The 16,412-nt window shown below is 51.6% G+C and carries 15 protein-coding genes; 3 read left to right on the top strand and 12 right to left on the bottom strand.

The features are described 5' to 3' along the window. Positions 1 to 12 precede the first annotated feature (12 nt). The 9 genes from HDT28_03040 to HDT28_03000 all read right to left on the bottom strand — a co-directional run bounded on the left by HDT28_03040 (position 13) and on the right by HDT28_03000 (position 12,115). The gene (locus tag HDT28_03040; protein MBD5131557.1) at positions 13 to 1,716 is read right to left on the bottom strand and encodes a M28 family peptidase; all 1,704 of its coding nucleotides are present in this window, start codon (positions 1,714 to 1,716) and stop codon (positions 13 to 15) included. Between the two features lie 14 nt (positions 1,717 to 1,730). Next, a complete protein-coding gene (locus HDT28_03035; GenBank protein ID MBD5131556.1) occupies positions 1,731 to 2,267 on the bottom strand; it encodes a hypothetical protein in 537 nt (178 codons plus the stop codon). 33 nt (positions 2,268 to 2,300) lie between these two features. Beyond that, positions 2,301 to 3,251, bottom strand: a complete 951-nt coding sequence (holA, locus tag HDT28_03030) for a DNA polymerase III subunit delta (GenBank protein MBD5131555.1) — start codon at positions 3,249 to 3,251, stop codon at positions 2,301 to 2,303. 115 nt (positions 3,252 to 3,366) lie between these two features. Further along, positions 3,367 to 3,759, bottom strand: coding sequence for a DUF4363 family protein (locus HDT28_03025; GenBank protein MBD5131554.1), 393 nt, complete (start codon positions 3,757 to 3,759; stop codon positions 3,367 to 3,369). A 1-nt stretch (position 3,760) separates the two neighbouring features. After that, complete coding sequence (locus HDT28_03020; GenBank protein MBD5131553.1) at positions 3,761 to 4,492, bottom strand: DUF421 domain-containing protein; 732 nt, start codon at positions 4,490 to 4,492, stop codon at positions 3,761 to 3,763. Between the two features lie 44 nt (positions 4,493 to 4,536). Next, positions 4,537 to 7,344 carry an excinuclease ABC subunit UvrA gene (gene uvrA, locus HDT28_03015; GenBank protein ID MBD5131552.1) on the bottom strand — a complete coding sequence of 936 codons (2,808 nt, stop codon included), beginning with the start codon at positions 7,342 to 7,344 and terminating at the stop codon, positions 4,537 to 4,539. 32 nt (positions 7,345 to 7,376) lie between these two features. Further along, on the bottom strand, positions 7,377 to 9,362 hold the full coding sequence (uvrB, locus tag HDT28_03010; protein ID MBD5131551.1) for an excinuclease ABC subunit UvrB: 1,986 nt from the start codon (positions 9,360 to 9,362) through the stop codon (positions 7,377 to 7,379). Between the two features lie 202 nt (positions 9,363 to 9,564). Then, entirely contained in the window at positions 9,565 to 10,479 is a 915-nt protein-coding gene (locus HDT28_03005; protein ID MBD5131550.1) for a carbohydrate kinase family protein, read from the bottom strand. A 178-nt stretch (positions 10,480 to 10,657) separates the two neighbouring features. Continuing rightward, the gene (locus HDT28_03000) at positions 10,658 to 12,115 is read right to left on the bottom strand and encodes an MATE family efflux transporter (GenBank protein ID MBD5131549.1); all 1,458 of its coding nucleotides are present in this window, start codon (positions 12,113 to 12,115) and stop codon (positions 10,658 to 10,660) included. 233 nt (positions 12,116 to 12,348) lie between these two features. On the opposite strand from HDT28_03000, the gene HDT28_02995 reads away from it, so the two are divergent. The 3 genes from HDT28_02995 (at position 12,349) to HDT28_02985 (ending at position 13,515) form a co-directional block, all read left to right on the top strand. After that, the gene (locus tag HDT28_02995) at positions 12,349 to 12,801 is read left to right on the top strand and encodes a hypothetical protein (GenBank protein ID MBD5131548.1); all 453 of its coding nucleotides are present in this window, start codon (positions 12,349 to 12,351) and stop codon (positions 12,799 to 12,801) included. A gap of 144 nt (positions 12,802 to 12,945) precedes the next feature. Then, entirely contained in the window at positions 12,946 to 13,149 is a 204-nt protein-coding gene (locus HDT28_02990; protein ID MBD5131547.1) for a hypothetical protein, read from the top strand. 18 nt (positions 13,150 to 13,167) lie between these two features. Next, entirely contained in the window at positions 13,168 to 13,515 is a 348-nt protein-coding gene (locus HDT28_02985) for a type II toxin-antitoxin system PemK/MazF family toxin (protein ID MBD5131546.1), read from the top strand. Here the strand turns inward: HDT28_02985 and HDT28_02980 are convergent, their stop codons facing one another. From HDT28_02980 to HDT28_02970, 3 genes are all read right to left on the bottom strand, one after another. Next, positions 13,516 to 14,973: an NAD(P)H-hydrate dehydratase gene (locus HDT28_02980; GenBank protein ID MBD5131545.1), complete on the bottom strand. Its 1,458-nt coding sequence runs from the start codon at positions 14,971 to 14,973 to the stop codon at positions 13,516 to 13,518. A gap of 2 nt (positions 14,974 to 14,975) precedes the next feature. Further along, positions 14,976 to 15,338, bottom strand: a complete 363-nt coding sequence (gene acpS / locus HDT28_02975) for a holo-ACP synthase (protein ID MBD5131544.1) — start codon at positions 15,336 to 15,338, stop codon at positions 14,976 to 14,978. Between the two features lie 142 nt (positions 15,339 to 15,480). Further along, positions 15,481 to 16,401, bottom strand: coding sequence for a P1 family peptidase (locus HDT28_02970; GenBank protein MBD5131543.1), 921 nt, complete (start codon positions 16,399 to 16,401; stop codon positions 15,481 to 15,483). Positions 16,402 to 16,412: the final 11 nt, after the last annotated feature.

Here is a 16,412-nt window from a genome sequence, read left to right as displayed (position 1 = left end):
TTTTCGTTGCTTTTATTTGCTCTCGCCGTCTTCCCCGCTATCCTTTTTGGCAGCGGTCTTTTTTCCGGCTGAACTCGACTTGCCCGCAGATACCGTCTTGCGCTTGATCGGCTTGTGCTCGACCGTTATCGGCTTTTGCGGCGCGGCGGTAGGTTCGTCCGTTTCGGGATTCGGTTGTTCTTCCGCCACTGCTTGCTCGCCCGCCGTTTCGTTTGCTTCGGGCGCAGGCTCGGTCTTGGGTTCTTCCTTGACTTCTTCTATATCTTTCTTCTCGACGACTACCGTATCATCATCGTCGGGCTTTTGCTTAGTCGCTTGCCTGTCGACGGTCGCGCCGAATATGGACGGAAAAATATCGTCGATAACGTCGCGGGGCTTGGGATCGTTGTTCGGTATCCCGGGGAATATTTCCTGATCCGCCGTGTTCTTAAAATCAATGAACACGTCCGCGTCGTTCTTGTCCTCGTAGTCCATGCCGAACACCGCCATTTTCATGCGCGGAGGTTTCGGCGCCACAACGGGATATTTCTTGGCAAGGTGTGCGGCAATAAACGTTACCGCTATCAACACAACCGCCATTACGACGAAAACGATAAGCGCCCATATCCACAGCTTGTTCAAAACGATCGTATCGGGGAAATTCGCTCGGTCGTCTATAAGTGCGGGCAAAAACTCGTCGCTCTCCATTGCGCGAATCATAAGCGTGGCTGCCGCCGCCATCTTTTCGCCGTAGTCGGGATAGTTCGCCGCAAGAGTTTTAAGGTCGTCGTAGCCGCTGAAAGACACGTTATCATGCTCCACGCCCTCGCGGTCGGTAAGATCCATTCCGTCCCAGCTCGCGCCTACGATATTGATAATCGGTATGCCGCCGTCGTGGAAGCACGTGAACATTCCGCTGTGCGCCCACTGATAGTACGGAATGCCGTCGAGCGCGTACGCGCTGGTTATCTGCGGCGATTTGGACGTGACTTTATAAATATCGAGTCCGTTGGCTTTCGAAATATCGGTCAAAACGCTTTCGCGCTTATTGTCGCGTGCGTCGGTGTAGGCGTAGATATGGTCGCCGCCTATGCGCTGAAACTCGGTCATAAGCACTGTACGTGCTCTGAGCTCGCCCGTAAGATAATCGTTGTAGAACTCGCGCGCGCCCGCGTCCGTGATAAAGCCCGCGCCGAAAAAGACTATCGTCACGTCAAAGTCGAGCTCAACTTCGTACATAGTGAGATACGACGCAATGCCGAGAAGTGTCGCTACGCCCGTTCCGTTGGTAAGCGCCGCTTCCGAACGGAACGTCGACGCGTTGGCATACGCCTGCGAATATCTATTGTCGTAGTACGCGCCGAGCACTATATTCTTGGTGTTTTCGTCGCGGTTAGCCGCCCTGTACGTAGCTACTACGTTTTGGCTTTTAAGATTGACAAGCTCGCCCTCGATCGTTTTGAACTCGACGATCTCAACGTCATCATAGCCGTAGTCCGCCGTGAGCACCGATTGCAAATACTCGGCGGCGACAGCTTCGTGTTCGGTAAAGGTCGTCCTATCCTCGTGCCCCGTCAAAAAGCTTTCGAGTATCCTTTCCATGCGTTCGGGCGCGACGGCGTAGCTTGGATCGTTTGCTTCGTCTACGGGCGCACCGTAGTCCGAGCAAGCTACAAAGGAGAACAGAGCTATTACCACGCAAACTATTAACGTTATAAGCTTAAATAATTTCTTCACCGCTTTTGCCCTCCTTAGCCCGCAACCGACAAGAATATGTTAAGAAGCGCAAGAAGTCCGTAAACGACGCAAAAGAGCGTCATTACCTGCGTAAGTGCTATACGGTAGCGCGTTTTATCGATATACTCCTGATAGAAGGCGTACCACATATACAGCGCGACCGCGCCGACGGTGATAACGGGATCGAGTATTACGTTTATTACCGACGCGTAAAGCGGTACGGCAATATAGATAAACTTTAACAGAAACAGCAAAACGTTAGTAGCAATAAGAGTAAGCGTCAGCCCGTACCTAAGCGAAGCGACGTCGCCGCCCGTTTTAAGCGATATAGAGCGGAACGCCGTAGCAAACAGCTCGAACAGCACAAACGGCACCAGCCCCGCCAAAAAGAACGCCACCGCATCGTTACACAACGCGCTCGGCAACCCGTACTGCTGACCGTAGTACGCAAGGCTTCCGCGCATTACGTACCAATTCATCAAGCAATAACTCAAATATAGTATGATCGTGATCGCCCAAAACGGCAATTTCTTTTTTGCTATATTAATCAATTCTCACCTCTTTAAATGGGTAGGTTGTGTCCGTTATTTTATTCCGTACGAGGCTTGCGCCACGAAGCAAGTGAGCGCGTCGTAAATATTCATTGCACCCGTCTTGTACGCAGTGTCCGCCGCAGCAAGCATATCGAGCAAGCTTTTTAACCGCGCCTTGGAAAAGCGCGAGCTCTCGGCTTTAAGCTTCTGTACCTGAAACGGTTTTACGCCCAGCCCCGCCAAGCCGTCGGGATCGACCGCCGCCGCAAACAGCTTTCTAAACCTGTTGTATATAAGCGTGAACGCCGCAACAAGATCGTTATTCTTATTCATGCCGTCCACAACTTCGAGAGCGCGCGCCGTTTTTCCCGCAAGCAAGCAGTCGCACAGCTCGAACACTACGAACTCGGTATCGGGCTTAACGTTTTCCGCAACGTCGTCCGCAGTTATCGTGCCGCCCGCGCGAAGAAGTGTGAGCTTTTGCGTTTCGGCATTGATGCGCGTCATGTATCCGCCGCAACGGTCGCAAAGCAGCTGTATTGTCCTGTCGTCGATAGTCGTCTGCGTGCGCTGTGCGAGCGCTTTTACGAACGCCGTAACTTGATTGAGCGGCAGCCTGTTACAATCGACGGGCGTCGCACCCGTGGGGAGCGCTAACGTAGGCGATCTGTTCCAGCTGTCGTGAACTACGTAGTACGTTAAAACGAGCACCGTCGTGGGATTGGGGCGCTTTAAGTATTCCTCGACCGCCGCCGTATCGACCTTACCGCGCGCAACGACCACGCGATAATCGCTCATGAACGGAAGCTGCATAAGCTCGTCGGTAAGCTCGCGCCCCGACGAAAATTCTTTGTCGACGAGGTTAAACGGCTTGGGCTCGCCCGCAAGCGAGCACAGCAGCGTTACGGCGCGGTCGATCACAAAATCGTCCTCGCCGAAGCACGCATAACACGCATTGGGCTTCTGAGCTTTTAAATGCTTTTTTAACTCGACGAATTCCATTGCATATATTATATATCAATCGAATTAAAAAATCAATCGTTATAATATTAATATTAAATTAGAAATTACCGATAATTCGATCGATGACCTCGAAGCGGTCGATCAATGTACCCTGTTAAATCAAATTCGATAAATACGGGATACTGTCGAGCAGTACGTCGTCGATATAATTTATAGCCGAACGCGCGAATATAACCGCATCGTTATAATTATCTGACTTTACGACTGCCGAAAGACTTAAAATCTTATCGTCGAGATTGCGCACCGTATTGTGGTTTTGAAGCATAAGAAGCGTGCTCTTGCCTTTTTCCCACTTCTCGACGAGCTTATCGCACAGCTCGACGGTTATGGGATTATCTACGTGTTCCTCATGCTCGTCTATGCTCGCCGCAACAATTTCCAGCTCGCTCTGCAAGCCGTTGTAAAACTTGTTTACGTACACGATCTCGCCTATCATTGCGCAAACCATAAGAACGAATACTACCGATATAACGATTACTTTTTTCATACTACCAATTCCCCTTTACTTCCAGATTGCCGCAGAACGCCTTAGAGGTTTTGGGCGAGAAGTAAGCGCAGCCGTCCTGTCGAACGTCGGCGTATAGTATGTCGTTAAGCTTTACGCCGTTTTCCTTAATTACACGCTCGATATCGGTTTTAAGCGTACCCGTAGTGCGCAGATTATGCTCGATATATTTTCCGTCCACCACGAGCTCTATCGGCAGAAGCGCAGGCTGCTGCTGTTCGCTTCCGCTCTCGCTCTCCTGCTGCGACTGTTCGCCCTGCTGTGCGTTTTGTTGTTCTTTCTCAACAACACAAAGCTGACCGTTCGGCTCGAATATGGCGTAGGCAATCTCGTTGAAATCGACATAGCCCGCCGTGCGTACTGCTTCGATAAGGTCGTCGATATTCATATTCATTTTTTTCATGTTTTCGTAATTGATGCCGTTCTTGTCTATTACGATCATACTGCTTCCGCTCAATAGCTTTCTTAGTTTGATCGACTTACGCGAAAAGAACGACAGCAATATATGCAGCGTCGCAAGCGTGAAAATAGGTATTAACCCATAATATATCGGTATATACGGGTCGTTCATGGGAATACACGCCACCTCGGCGATTATGAGCGTTATAACAAGCTCAAACGGTTGCATTTCGCCGATTTGGCGCTTGCCCATAAGCCGTATTACGAAGAATACGACCAAAAACGTAATTATCGATTTTAAAAATACTACGAACATGATATTCGTAGTATGGTTGTTGATTTACCTTTATATTCTTTTATTTAGTTCTGACCGAGCATATTTTTAAGATACTCGCCCGTCTTGCTTTCCTTGACTTCGGCAACTTTTTCGGGTGTGCCGCAAGCGACTATCTCGCCGCCGCCGTCGCCGCCGTTGGGACCGAGGTCTATAATATGGTCGGCGCACTTGATAACGTCTAGGTTATGCTCGATAACGACTACCGTATTGCCGTTGTCCACCAGCCGTTGAAGAATGTCTATGAGCCGCTCCACATCAGACGAGTGCAAACCCGTGGTCGGCTCGTCGAGAACGTACAGAGTGTTGCTCGTAGACACGCGGCTGAGCTCCGTCGCAAGCTTTACGCGCTGCGCCTCGCCGCCCGAAAGCGTCGTAGCGGGCTGACCGAGTTTGACGTACCCAAGACCTACGTCGAGGAGCGTGCCGAGCTTGCGTTTGAGCGCGGGAATATTTTTAAAGAACTCGTAAGCTTCCTCGATAGTCATGTCGAGCACGTCGGCAATGGACTTGTCGTGATACTTGACCTGCAACGTTTCGCGGTTGAACCGCTTGCCGTGACACACGTCGCACGGCACGTACACGTCGGGCAGGAAGTTCATTTCTATGCGGATAATGCCGTCGCCCTCGCAGTTCTCGCACCTGCCGCCCTTAACGTTGAACGAGAACCGTCCCGAGCCGTAGCCGCGTTCTTTGGCGGCGGGAAGCTCGGCGAAAAGATCGCGTATCGTCTGCATTGCGCCCGTGTAAGTCGCAGGGTTACTGCGTGGCGTTCTGCCTATCGGGCTTTGGTCGATGTTGATTACCTTGTCGATTTGATTAAGCCCGTCTATACGCTCGCACTTACCCACGCGCTGTTTGACGGTGTTAAACATATTCGCAGCCGCGGGATAGAGCGTTTGATTGATAAGCGACGATTTGCCGCTACCCGATACGCCTGTTACCGCAGTAAACACGCCGAGCGGAATTTTTGCCGTTATGTTTTTAAGATTGTTCTCCGCCGCGCCCTCGATCGTTATATACCTGTCTGTCAGTCTGCGCTCGCTCGGCACGCGAATTTTGCGCTCGCCCGATAGGAACTTGCCGGTGATCGAGCCTGAAGCGATGATCTCGTCAACGTTGCCCTGCGCCACCACGTTGCCGCCGTGCAGACCTGCGCCCGGACCTATATCGACAATATGGTCGGCGGCGCGCATAGTATCCTCGTCGTGCTCGACGACTATGAGCGTGTTACCGAGGTCACGCAAATGTTTGAGCGTGCCTATAAGCTTGGCGTTATCGCATTGGTGAAGCCCTATGCTCGGCTCGTCGAGAATGTACAGCACGCCCGACAGCCCCGAACCGATCTGCGTAGCAAGCCGTATGCGCTGCGCCTCGCCGCCCGACAGCGTTTGCGCGGAGCGCGAAAGCGTTAAATAGTCGAGACCTACGTTCATAAGGAATTCGAGCCGCACACGTATTTCTTTCAGCACACGCTCGGCGATCATTGCCTTTGACTTTTCGAGCGTGAGTTCGCCGAAAAAGTCGTGCAAATATTTAACGGGCATGGCGCACAGCTCGTCGATATTCTTGCCGCCAACGCGCACCGCAAGCGCTTCCTTTTTAAGCCGCTTTCCGCCGCAGTCGGGACAAGGCTGGGAGTTGGTGAACCTGCCTATTCGCCAGCGCACGCCGTCGCTCGTGGTTTCGGCGAGCCTGCGCTCCAAGAACGGAACAAGCCCCTCGTACGCAATGCGCTCGCTATGGTGGTAATGACCCGAAGTGTACTCGACGACAAGCGGCTCGTCGGTCGCGTAAAGTATGATATCCCGCACTTCCTTAGCTAGCTTTTTGAAAGGCGTTTTCATGGAGAACTTATACTTTTTGGCAAGCGAAATAAAGCACTGCTCGAAGTGCGGCGTGCTGTCGAGATTGCCGCTGTCGATAAGGTCTTGCGGCGAGCTATCGCCGAAGAACAAAAGCTCGGGATCGATTTTGGTCAAGAACCCCAAACCTCCGCAGGTCGGGCACGCGCCGAACGGCGAGTTAAACGAGAACAGCCGCGACTCGACCTCGCTAAGCGACAGTCCGCAGTTTCCGCAGGTGTACTTTGTGTTGAATAAAAGCTCGTTATCGTCGTAGAACGCGATAACAAGCCCATCGGACAGCTTTAACGCCGTTTCCACGCTGTCGGTAAGGCGCTGCTGAATATCGGGCTCGATTATCAAGCGGTCGACGACCACCGAAATATCGTGCTTGGAATTTTTATCGAGTTTGATCTGCTCGTCCACGGTATAAATAATTCCGTCGACGCGCATACGCGAATACCCCGCTTTTTTAAAGTCCTCGAACATTTTGGAGTATTCGCCTTTCTTGCCGCGTATCACGGGCGAAATTATCATGACCTTGCTCTCCTGCGGCAACGCCATGATTTTATCGACTATCTCGTCTACCGTCTGCTGGTGTATTTCAGAGCCGCAATTGGGGCAAAACACGTCGCCAACGCGCGCGAACAAAAGACGCATATAGTCGTATATCTCGGTGACCGTCCCGACCGTCGAACGCGGATTGCGCCCCGTCGTTTTTTGGTCGATCGAGATTGCGGGCGAAAGCCCGTCAATGCTGTCGACGTCGGGCTTGTCCATTTGCCCCAAGAACATACGCGCGTACGACGATAAGCTTTCCACGTATCTGCGCTGCCCTTCGGCAAAAATGGTATCGAACGCAAGCGAGGTCTTACCGCTGCCCGACACGCCCGTAAACACTACGAACTTATTTTTGGGTACCGTTAAGCTTACGTTTTTAAGATTGTGCGCCCTGGCGCCCTTTATTACTATTTTGTTATTCTCAGACATTGTTCTTCTCCATACTTGCCGTAATTATGCCATTAGCTCGGCTTCTTCTTTCGGGCATTGCTCGTTTTCGACATATCCCGCTGTATTTCCCTTAGCTCGGCTATCTTGTCGCGGTACTGTATTGCCGCTTCGAAATCGAGGTTTTTACTCGCCTGCGCCATGAGCGTCTTTAAGCGTTCGAGTTCCTTGTTGATATCTTTGAGCTCGACCGACGGCGCTTTGCTCGTTATCTCTATCGTGTTCTTGATAGGCTTGATGATCGTTTTGGGCGTTATTCCGTGCTCGGCGTTGTACTGCATTTGCACCTTGCGCCGCGCTTCCGTTTCGTCGATCGCTCGGCGCATAGAGCCCGTTATAACGTCGCCGTACATGATAACTCGGCTTTCGCTGTTACGCGCCGCCCTGCCTATCGTTTGTATGAGCGAGGTCTCAGACCGCAAAAAGCCTTCCTTGTCGGCGTCGAGGATAGCGACGAGTTGAACCTCGGGAATATCCAAGCCCTCGCGCAAAAGGTTTATACCGACGACCACGTCGTAATCGCCCCGCCTAAGGCTGTTGATTATGCTTACACGCTCCATCGTGTCGATATCGCTGTGTAAATACTTGACCTTTATACCCTGCTCGGCGAGGTAGTCGGCAAGGCTCTCGGACATACGCTTAGTGAGCGTGGTGACGAGTATGCGCCCGCCTTTTTCCGTTACGTCCTTGATCTCGGTGAGCAGGTCGTCAATCTGCCCTTTTGTCGGGCGCACCTCTACGGGCGGGTCTACAAGCCCCGTCGGGCGTATGATCTGCGGAGTGAACCTGCCGCCCGCAAGCTCCAATTCATAAGGCGCGGGCGTTGCCGAAACGTATATGACTTGACCAACGCGCTCGCGGAACTCGTCGAATTTGAGCGGACGGTTGTCGAACGCCGCAGGAAGCCTAAACCCGTAATCGACGAGCGAGATCTTGCGCGCCTTGTCGCCGTTGTACATGGCGCGGAGCTGCGGTATCGTCATGTGGCTCTCGTCTATAAACATTATATAGTCGCGCGGGAAATAATCGAGAAGAGTGAACGGCGGCTGCCCGACCTTTCGCCCGTCAAAGTACCGCGAGTAGTTTTCTATACCCGAGCAGTACCCTATTTCCTTCATCATCTCTATATCGTAACGCACGCGCTCACCTATGCGCTGCGCCTCGATAAGTCTGTGGTTATCGGTGAAGAACTTGACCTGTTCCTCGCAGTCGCGCTCGATTTGATCGATCGCTTCGAGTAGCGTGGCGTGTTCTACGGCGTAATGGCTCGCGGGAAAAATCGCCGCGTGCTGCAACCGCGATACTATATTGCCCGACACGATATCGAACTCGGCTACCCCGTCGATCTCGTTGCCGAAAAACTCGACGCGAATACCGTGATCAGACGAGTTAGCCGGAAAAATATCGACCGTATCGCCGCGCACGCGGAAGTTGGTGCGCTCGGGCGCTAGATCGTTGCGCTTGTAGTTGCTGTCTATAAGCCGCGCTATTAACGCGTCGCGCGACATTTTATCGCCGGGGCGAACGGAGATCGCCATGCGGTAATACGCCTCGGGCGCGCCCAAGCCGTAAATGCACGACACCGAAGCCACGACTATCGTGTCGCGTCGCTCATGCAGCGAGCAGGTCGCGCTGTGCCGAAGCTTATCTATCTCGTCGTTTATCGCAAGGTCTTTTTCTATATACGTATCGGTCGTTGGGATATACGCCTCGGGCTGATAGTAGTCGTAATAGCTTACGAAAAACTCTACGCGGTTTTCCGGAAAGAACTCGCGGAACTCGTTGCAGAGCTGCGCGGCAAGCGTTTTATTGTGCGCCAAAACAAGCGTCGGGCGTTGCACGCGTTCGATAATGTTCGCCATAGTGAACGTTTTGCCGCTGCCCGTAACGCCTTTAAGCACCTGCGCTGCCAGCCCGTCCTCTATGCCGCAAGCGAGCTCGTCAATCGCGTCGGGCTGATCGCCCGTCGGTTTATATGCACTGTGTAGCTTAAATTCCATTGCTTCCTCACAAAATGCTGTCGTATATTATACCACGAATAGGCACGCGCTGTCAATTATATAAAGGCGCACGCGACGCATATTTCCCCCTACTTCTTTTTGGAAAGAAGCAGGCAAGAAAACCTTACGTTTTTTTGTCTATTCCAAAATAAAAGCGGTTGAGCACTCGGCTCAACCACCATTAATTCCTAATTACTAATTCCTAATTAACTTGAAATCCGTACGAGTTATAAATATCCTCGACTTCCTGCTCGGTCGAGAAGCCGACCGCACCGCCGTCGTGGCGGATTTTGAGCGCCGCGAATACCTCGGCTTTTTTCAGCGATTCCACCGCGCCACAGCCCTTAAAGTAGTAATGGTTGAACGCAGTGAACAGCGCGTCGCCCGCGCCGACCGTATTGACCACCCCGCCGAGATTTACGGCGGACACGCGAGTGATACCGTCGGTCGCGCGCTCGTACATTATCGCGCCTTCCTCGCCAAGTCCGATAACGATTATCTTGGCTTGATACGCGTCTTTGAGCCTTATCAAGAAATCGCGCGGAGAGCACGGAATGTCCTCGTCGCTGAGGAAAAGAATATCGGCGTTTTCCATGAAATCGCGGTTAAACGGATCGTAAATATCGTTGAGAACGTGAACGTCGGTAGCTATCTGCTTGCCCGCCTGCTTGGCTATGGGAAGAAGCACACGGTTAAAGTTGGAGTTACAGAGTATGCACACGTCGGCAGCAAGCACCGCGTCCTTGACTTTATCGACTTCCAGCGATTTATCCTGAATGTCTTTAAGGTCGCAGTAGATTTGTCTGCGCCCGCCCTGCTCGTAAAGAATGACCGAAACGGGCGTTGCATCCAAGCACTCGAAAACGTAGTCGCGCGCTACGCCGCTTCCGTCGAGCTTATGCGAAATGCGTTTGCCCTCGTGGTCCTTACCTATAAGCGAAGAAAAAACAACCTCGTCGCCCAGCGTCTTAGCCGCCATCGAAACATTATAGCCCACACCCGATATCGTAGTATTGATACCGAAGAACGGATAATCGATCGGATAGTACGTTACCGGAAAGGAACGCACACGCAAATTCGTTTCAACGTTGATAAGACCCGAAACAAAAAGCTTCATTGTTTTTACCTCTTTCTTTTGGATAAAAATGGCTGAAAGCAAGATGTACAAAATATATATGTTATAATATACAACTTTTGTCTGCCTTTGTCAAGTCATAGTATAACCGAAAAGCAATGCGTTTTATAGAATAACTGAATAGTTTTTACTAAAAATATTTGCGTTGAGAACTATATATTTAGGCGCATTCGGATTGTTTGATTTCGGACATATCCGTCGGTAGCGCGGCATTAGACGACTTTTTTATTTTTCTGAAACTAAACGCGCAGAACACGACTGCTATAAGCGTTCCTATCGCCCAGCCTATGACCCACGCCCAGCAAACGCCGTCGAACCCCATTCCTACGCCGATAAGAATATAAACTAGCGCGACGCGCAAAATCAAGTCTGAAAACGTGCTTACCGCGAAACCGAGATTGCCGCCGCAACCGCGCACCAGCCCGTCGGCGACGACCTTTATGCCCACGACGGGCAAAAACAACGATACGATAGACAGAAATCTCACCGCATAGTTAAGCGCGTCAAGCGTGAGCTTGTCTTTTTGCACGAATAGCCGAATAAAAAATTCGGGTAAGCTTACGAATAGAGCCAAAAACAATACCGCTGCGACGATCGTATAGATCAATATAACCCAAAACCCTTTCTTGGCGCGCTCCGGTTTATTAGCGGCGGTGTTTTGCGACGCGAAGTTAGTAAGCCCGCCGGACATAGTCACCATGCTCATCGTCGCTATCGTTATCATCTTGAACGCGGTCGTAAAACCTGTGATTGCGTCGCCCGTTTCGTCTAGCCCGTTAATGCATTTGTTGACGAAAAAGTTTCCGACCGATACAAAGCTTTGTTGCATAATGACGGGAACGGAAGCAAAGGTCAGCTCGCGAAGAATAGACTTATTGAACTTAGAGGGTCGTTCAATCGGTTTTATTGCGCGAATCTTTCTGTATACTACGAAAACGGTCAGCACGCACGATATGGCTTGCGAAATGAACGTCGCCCATGCCGCACCCGCAACGCCGATGTTCAAGCCCCATACGAATAATAGGTCGAGTCCCACGTTCAGCGCCGAAGAAATTACGAGGAATAAAAAAGGCGTTTTGCTGTCGCCGAGAGCCGCACAGATGCCGCAGCCGAGATTGTACAAAAACACGAACGGCATGGAACCTATGTATACGTACAAGTAATACAGACAGTCGTCGAAATACATACTGTGCACGCCAAGCCCGATAAGCCCGACGCGACCGAGCGCAAAGCCCAAAACCATGATCGCCAAACACAGCACGGAATAAGAAATCACAGCGGTGCTTACAGTTTCCAATAAGCTTTTTTTTTCGTTCTTGCCGTGATACTTAGCAATGATGACCGAACAGCCGTTGTTTGCACCTAAGGCGAACGACAAGAGAATATTGACGAATACCGTCGCATTGCCGATAGCGTCCACGGCAAGCGCGCCGTTCGCGGCAAAGTTGCCCACTACGAGCAAGTCCACCAGCGAGTACAGCTGCTGAACGAACGCACTACCGAAAAGCGGCAATGCATACAAAAGTAATACCTTCCACACGTTACCGTTTGTCAGCTTGTTTATTCGCGCGTCGGTTATCTCCGACGGCGCGCATTGTCGTTTGGTTTCGGATCGCATGATTTCCTCGATTTGCAAACATATTATAGTCCTGATTTAATAAATATGCAAACGATTCAAGGGGCGTTAAGTGCGTATTCTAAAAATTTTTTTACCCGTCGAAACGTTTAATATTGGAACGTTTAAAATAAAGTTTTCTTGCCTACTTCTTTTCCAAAAGAAGTAGGATATGATTGACTTTTAATTAATAATGGTTTATAATAAGTGTTAAGATAATTTTCTCGGAGGAAAAAATGGAGAAGATCGAAATTAACAAACTCTTTAAGGAAGGTCCTACGCAGATCAATATGCGCAGAGCAACTTTTGACAGGCTTCAAATCCGTCCGCAGGTAAACTACCGCGGCAGAACGCAGGACGAAGTATTCTTCCAAAAACAGGACGGCGCAAACGTAGAATTCGAAATCGTGCGCAGAATGGACTTCGAGCCGGAAGGCGTTTTCGAAATAACCGTTGTTTACAACGTTCGCCGCACGCTTAACGACGAATTCGTCGGTCAGGATATCGACTTCCGCGAACTGCTCCGCACTTTCACGGCAAACGATTTCAATATGCTCTGCGGCAACGTGTTCTCGTCCATGTCGCTCGTTGTGGCTCAGCTCACGCAGTCATCCAACGGTATGCCCATGATCTCGCCCCCCGTTTACTGCGGCATCGCTGCCAAGCCCGCTGCACCCGAGGGCAAATAATTTCAATGAAAACCCAATATATATAAATCTTCCCGTCGCACGCCACGACGGGATTTTTTTGTCGAAAAAAACCGTCTTCCGTACATAACAACGAACAAAAAACTCAAACTAACTGTATAAAAAAGCCGAAACAGGAGAAAATTCATGAAGTATCAAATAGAGGTGGACAAGGAATTGAACGATATCCTCGTAAACAACGCCAATAAACGCAATATGTCCGTTCCCGCGCTAATCGCGGAAATTTTGAAACGGTACGTAATCGACGCGCATATAATGGAACAGAACGAGCTGTGGGAACGCGGCGCCGCAGACTGCGCCCAGCTCGAACTAGACTGGGCGAATTTATAATACCAAAGGAGAAAAGCGGTGTCTACTTTCAAGCGCGGAGAAATATATTATGCGGACCTCAGCCCCGTTATAGGATCGGAGCAAGGCGGAGTGCGCCCCGTGCTCATTATACAGAACGACGTCGGCAACCGCTACTCGCCCACCGTTATCGTCTGCGCGGTCACGAGCCGCATAACAAAAGCAAAACTGCCCACCCACGTAGAAATCGCGGCGGGACAGTTCGGGCTAAGCAAAGCCTCTGTTATTCTATTGGAACAAATGCGCACGCTCGATAAGCGCAGACTGAAAACGCGCGTCGGCGAAATCGACGAGCCCGCCATGCGCAAGGTCGAGCGCGCTACGCTAATTTCGTTAGGTTTTGTATAATTATTTTTCCTCGTACTCCGCGTACCTAAGAATATCGCGCGGAGTAAGCATCATTTGCGAATATGCCGAGACCGCTCTCTCTGCGCCCATGCCGTTGCGGTAGCAAGCGATAGACGCCGCGTCGAACGCACTATACGCGCACGACAGCGCGGTAATACACCCGCCAAGCACGTCGCCCGTGCCGCCCTTTGCCATTGCGGGAGTGCCTGCTATATTGAGCCGTACCTCGTTCCCATCGGTTATTATCGTAGTCGCCGATTTGAGCGTGACGATAGCGCCGGTATCATTGGCAAGCGCTACGGCGTTTTCGATATTCGCAGGCTTACCAGTCAACCGCGTAAACTCGCCTACGTGCGGAGTGAGCACGACATTGCACTTGGAATTTTTCAAAAACAGGTAATCGCCGCTTATTGCGTTAAGCCCGTCGGCGTCTATGACGAGCGTGCCGCCGAAATTATCGCACAAGTACGATATTATCTTCTTTAAATCGGGCGTTTCGCCCATACCCATGCCTATATCGATAGCCGTCGCCCGCGATATGATATCGTCGAGCGATATTTTATCGAACAAAATAAACCCGTCCGTTGTATCGTCCAAAAACTTCATCATGGACATGGTCGCCCGCGCCGCCGCGGCGTTGCGGTGGACCTTAGGCAAACATACAGTGACCGTTCCCGCACCGTTGAGATACGCCGCGTGCGCCGCCGAACCCGCTAAGATCGGCGCGCCGATCATTGTTCCGCAACCGCCTATAACAAACACGCGTCCCGAAGTACCCTTATGTGCCGTTGGCTTGCGCTTGAACGGCTTGAAATCTTCGCCGTCAAACACGCGAACGTTCGACGAAGTGGGAATACCGACTTCCTCTACGACTATACCGCCACAAATATCTTTACCGCTGCCGAACAGCATACCGCGCTTATAGCATGAGAACGTTACCGTAAAATCGGCCTTGAACGCAACGCCCATTATCTCGCCCGTGTCGGCGTTAAGCCCCGACGGGATATCGACCGCGACCTTGAACGCATTGTCTGCGTTAAGCTTATTAATGAGATCGGCGCACTCGCCGTCGATTGCACGGTTAAGCCCGATCCCGAAAATCGCGTCTACTATAATATCCGCACCGCCTGCGTATTCGCTCGCCGCCCGCAAATCGAGCCCCTCGTTCTCGGCATACCGTAAAATCTCGACGGAAAACTTAGACCTATCGCCGACGAGATATGCCGTAACGTCGCAACAGTCATGTTTAAGCCGAGCCGCCGCGAGAACGCCGTCGTACCCATTGCCGCCTGCGCCGCAAAACACGGCGGTCTTTACTCTGTCCTTTTTCGCGCGCGGAAGCAAACACTCGGCAAGCGCGAGCGACGCGTTCATTCGCATAAAGCTTATGGATACGCCGCTCTTTTCAAGCTCGCGCTCGGCGTGCCTGACCTCGTCGGCAGTTAAAACGTTTATCATAATTATATCCTCGCGTTAAGCATAACGACGGCTACGGCGTAATCGCCGTCGTGAGAAATCGACAAATCGCAATCGTATTTACCAAAGACCTCGGCGGCCTTCGTACCGCTTTTAAAAGAAAGTAGCGGCGCGCCGTGCTCGTCGTGCGATACCTCTATATCTATCGGCTTGACAACGCCGAACCCGCACTTAGCCGCCTTTACAGCCGCTTCCTTTGCGCAGAATATACCCGCGTAGCTCTCCTCGGGGCGAGGTCGCCCGTCGCAGTATTTTTGCTCGCTCTCGGTGAAAACTCCGTCGCGGAATGGCTTTTTTTCAATCGCTTTTTTTATGCGCTGAATACTTGTGGTATCGATACCTATCATTTTATTCTTCTATCCTCCGTTTGAAGGCGCAGTCGAGGCGTAGACTGACAACAGTTGACCCGCACGCGAAGGGCGTGTACACCGAAGTACATAACCGAGCGGGCGGGGCAAGCGTAGTCGGTATCCGCCGATGAATGCGCCTTCAAAGCTTCACCGCATTTTCTATCGCTAGTGCCGTCGCCTCGACCGCCAACGCCATGACGATATTGATATCCAAAACCTTATCGCCCTGCGACAGCGCGAACATGGTATCGCCGTCTGCATCTGTGTGGACGGGGCGGATAGAGAGTGCAAGCCCGTCGTGACTGACCGCCGCAAGTTTATTGACCTGCGCCTTATCGAGCTTGACGTTTGTCATAACGCAGCCGATAGTCGTGTTGGTTCCCGAAGTCGGTTGCGCCGCCATGACCTGCGCAAAAAAGCCGTTTGAAAGGCTCTCGGCAGTATTCAGAAATTGCCCGTTGGGAAGCTTAGCACCCGCAATCAGTTTGCCTGTTTTGTGGTCGTACACGTCACCTAACGCGTTTACAGCCACCACGGCGGTCACAAACGCGTCGTTAAAGTAAACAGTCTCGCCGCCGATACCGCCGCGAGAAGCGCCGTTAGGACCCAAAATTTTGCCTACCGTAGCGCCCTTGCCAGCGCCGACTGCACCGAACTTAATATCGGTCGTTTTGGCGTTAGCCGCCGCGGAATAGCCCATCGCTTTATCGGGATAATGATATTCGTTAGGTGTGTTCAGGTCAAAAAGGATCGCCGAAGCGACGAGCGGCACGACCTTGTCGCCCGCTTTGAACCCTATATTTTTTTCGCGCAGATATTCCATAACGCCGCACGAGGCTTCCAGCCCGTACGCCGAGCCGCCCGCAAGCACGATCGCGTTTACGAACCCTTGCGACTTGTCGGCGCGGAGCATATCGGTCTCGCGCGTGCCGGGCGCGCCGCCGCGTACCGATACGCCGCCTACGGCATTGTCGGTAAGAATGCACGTAATGCCGGTAACGCTGTCGTCGGCGTGACCGATCGATATTCCCTTGGGAAGTGTGAATTTTTCACTATTCATAATTCCGTCCT

The organism is Clostridiales bacterium, from assembly GCA_014799665.1.
GTDB lineage: Bacteria > Bacillota > Clostridia > Christensenellales > Pumilibacteraceae > Anaerocaecibacter.
Note: the sequence above shows the minus strand (reverse complement) of the source record. Positions and strands in the feature narration are given on the sequence as shown.

What these genes read in the sequence shown, in the direction of transcription:
- HDT28_03020 (MBD5131553.1), bottom strand. Translation starts at nt 4,492, where the DNA reads ATGTTCGTAGTATTTTTAAAATCGATAATTACGTTTTTGGTCGTATTC.
- uvrB (MBD5131551.1), bottom strand. Translation starts at nt 9,362, where the DNA reads ATGGAATTTAAGCTACACAGTGCATATAAACCGACGGGCGATCAGCCC.
- uvrA (MBD5131552.1), bottom strand. Translation starts at nt 7,344, where the DNA reads ATGTCTGAGAATAACAAAATAGTAATAAAGGGCGCCAGGGCGCACAAT.
- HDT28_02970 (MBD5131543.1), bottom strand. Translation starts at nt 16,401, where the DNA reads ATGAATAGTGAAAAATTCACACTTCCCAAGGGAATATCGATCGGTCAC.
- HDT28_03025 (MBD5131554.1), bottom strand. Translation starts at nt 3,759, where the DNA reads ATGAAAAAAGTAATCGTTATATCGGTAGTATTCGTTCTTATGGTTTGC.
- HDT28_02980 (MBD5131545.1), bottom strand. Translation starts at nt 14,973, where the DNA reads ATGATAAACGTTTTAACTGCCGACGAGGTCAGGCACGCCGAGCGCGAG.
- HDT28_03005 (MBD5131550.1), bottom strand. Translation starts at nt 10,479, where the DNA reads ATGAAGCTTTTTGTTTCGGGTCTTATCAACGTTGAAACGAATTTGCGT.
- HDT28_02990 (MBD5131547.1), top strand. Translation starts at nt 12,946, where the DNA reads ATGAAGTATCAAATAGAGGTGGACAAGGAATTGAACGATATCCTCGTA.
- HDT28_02995 (MBD5131548.1), top strand. Translation starts at nt 12,349, where the DNA reads ATGGAGAAGATCGAAATTAACAAACTCTTTAAGGAAGGTCCTACGCAG.
- acpS (MBD5131544.1), bottom strand. Translation starts at nt 15,338, where the DNA reads ATGATAGGTATCGATACCACAAGTATTCAGCGCATAAAAAAAGCGATT.
- holA (MBD5131555.1), bottom strand. Translation starts at nt 3,251, where the DNA reads ATGGAATTCGTCGAGTTAAAAAAGCATTTAAAAGCTCAGAAGCCCAAT.
- HDT28_03000 (MBD5131549.1), bottom strand. Translation starts at nt 12,115, where the DNA reads ATGCGATCCGAAACCAAACGACAATGCGCGCCGTCGGAGATAACCGAC.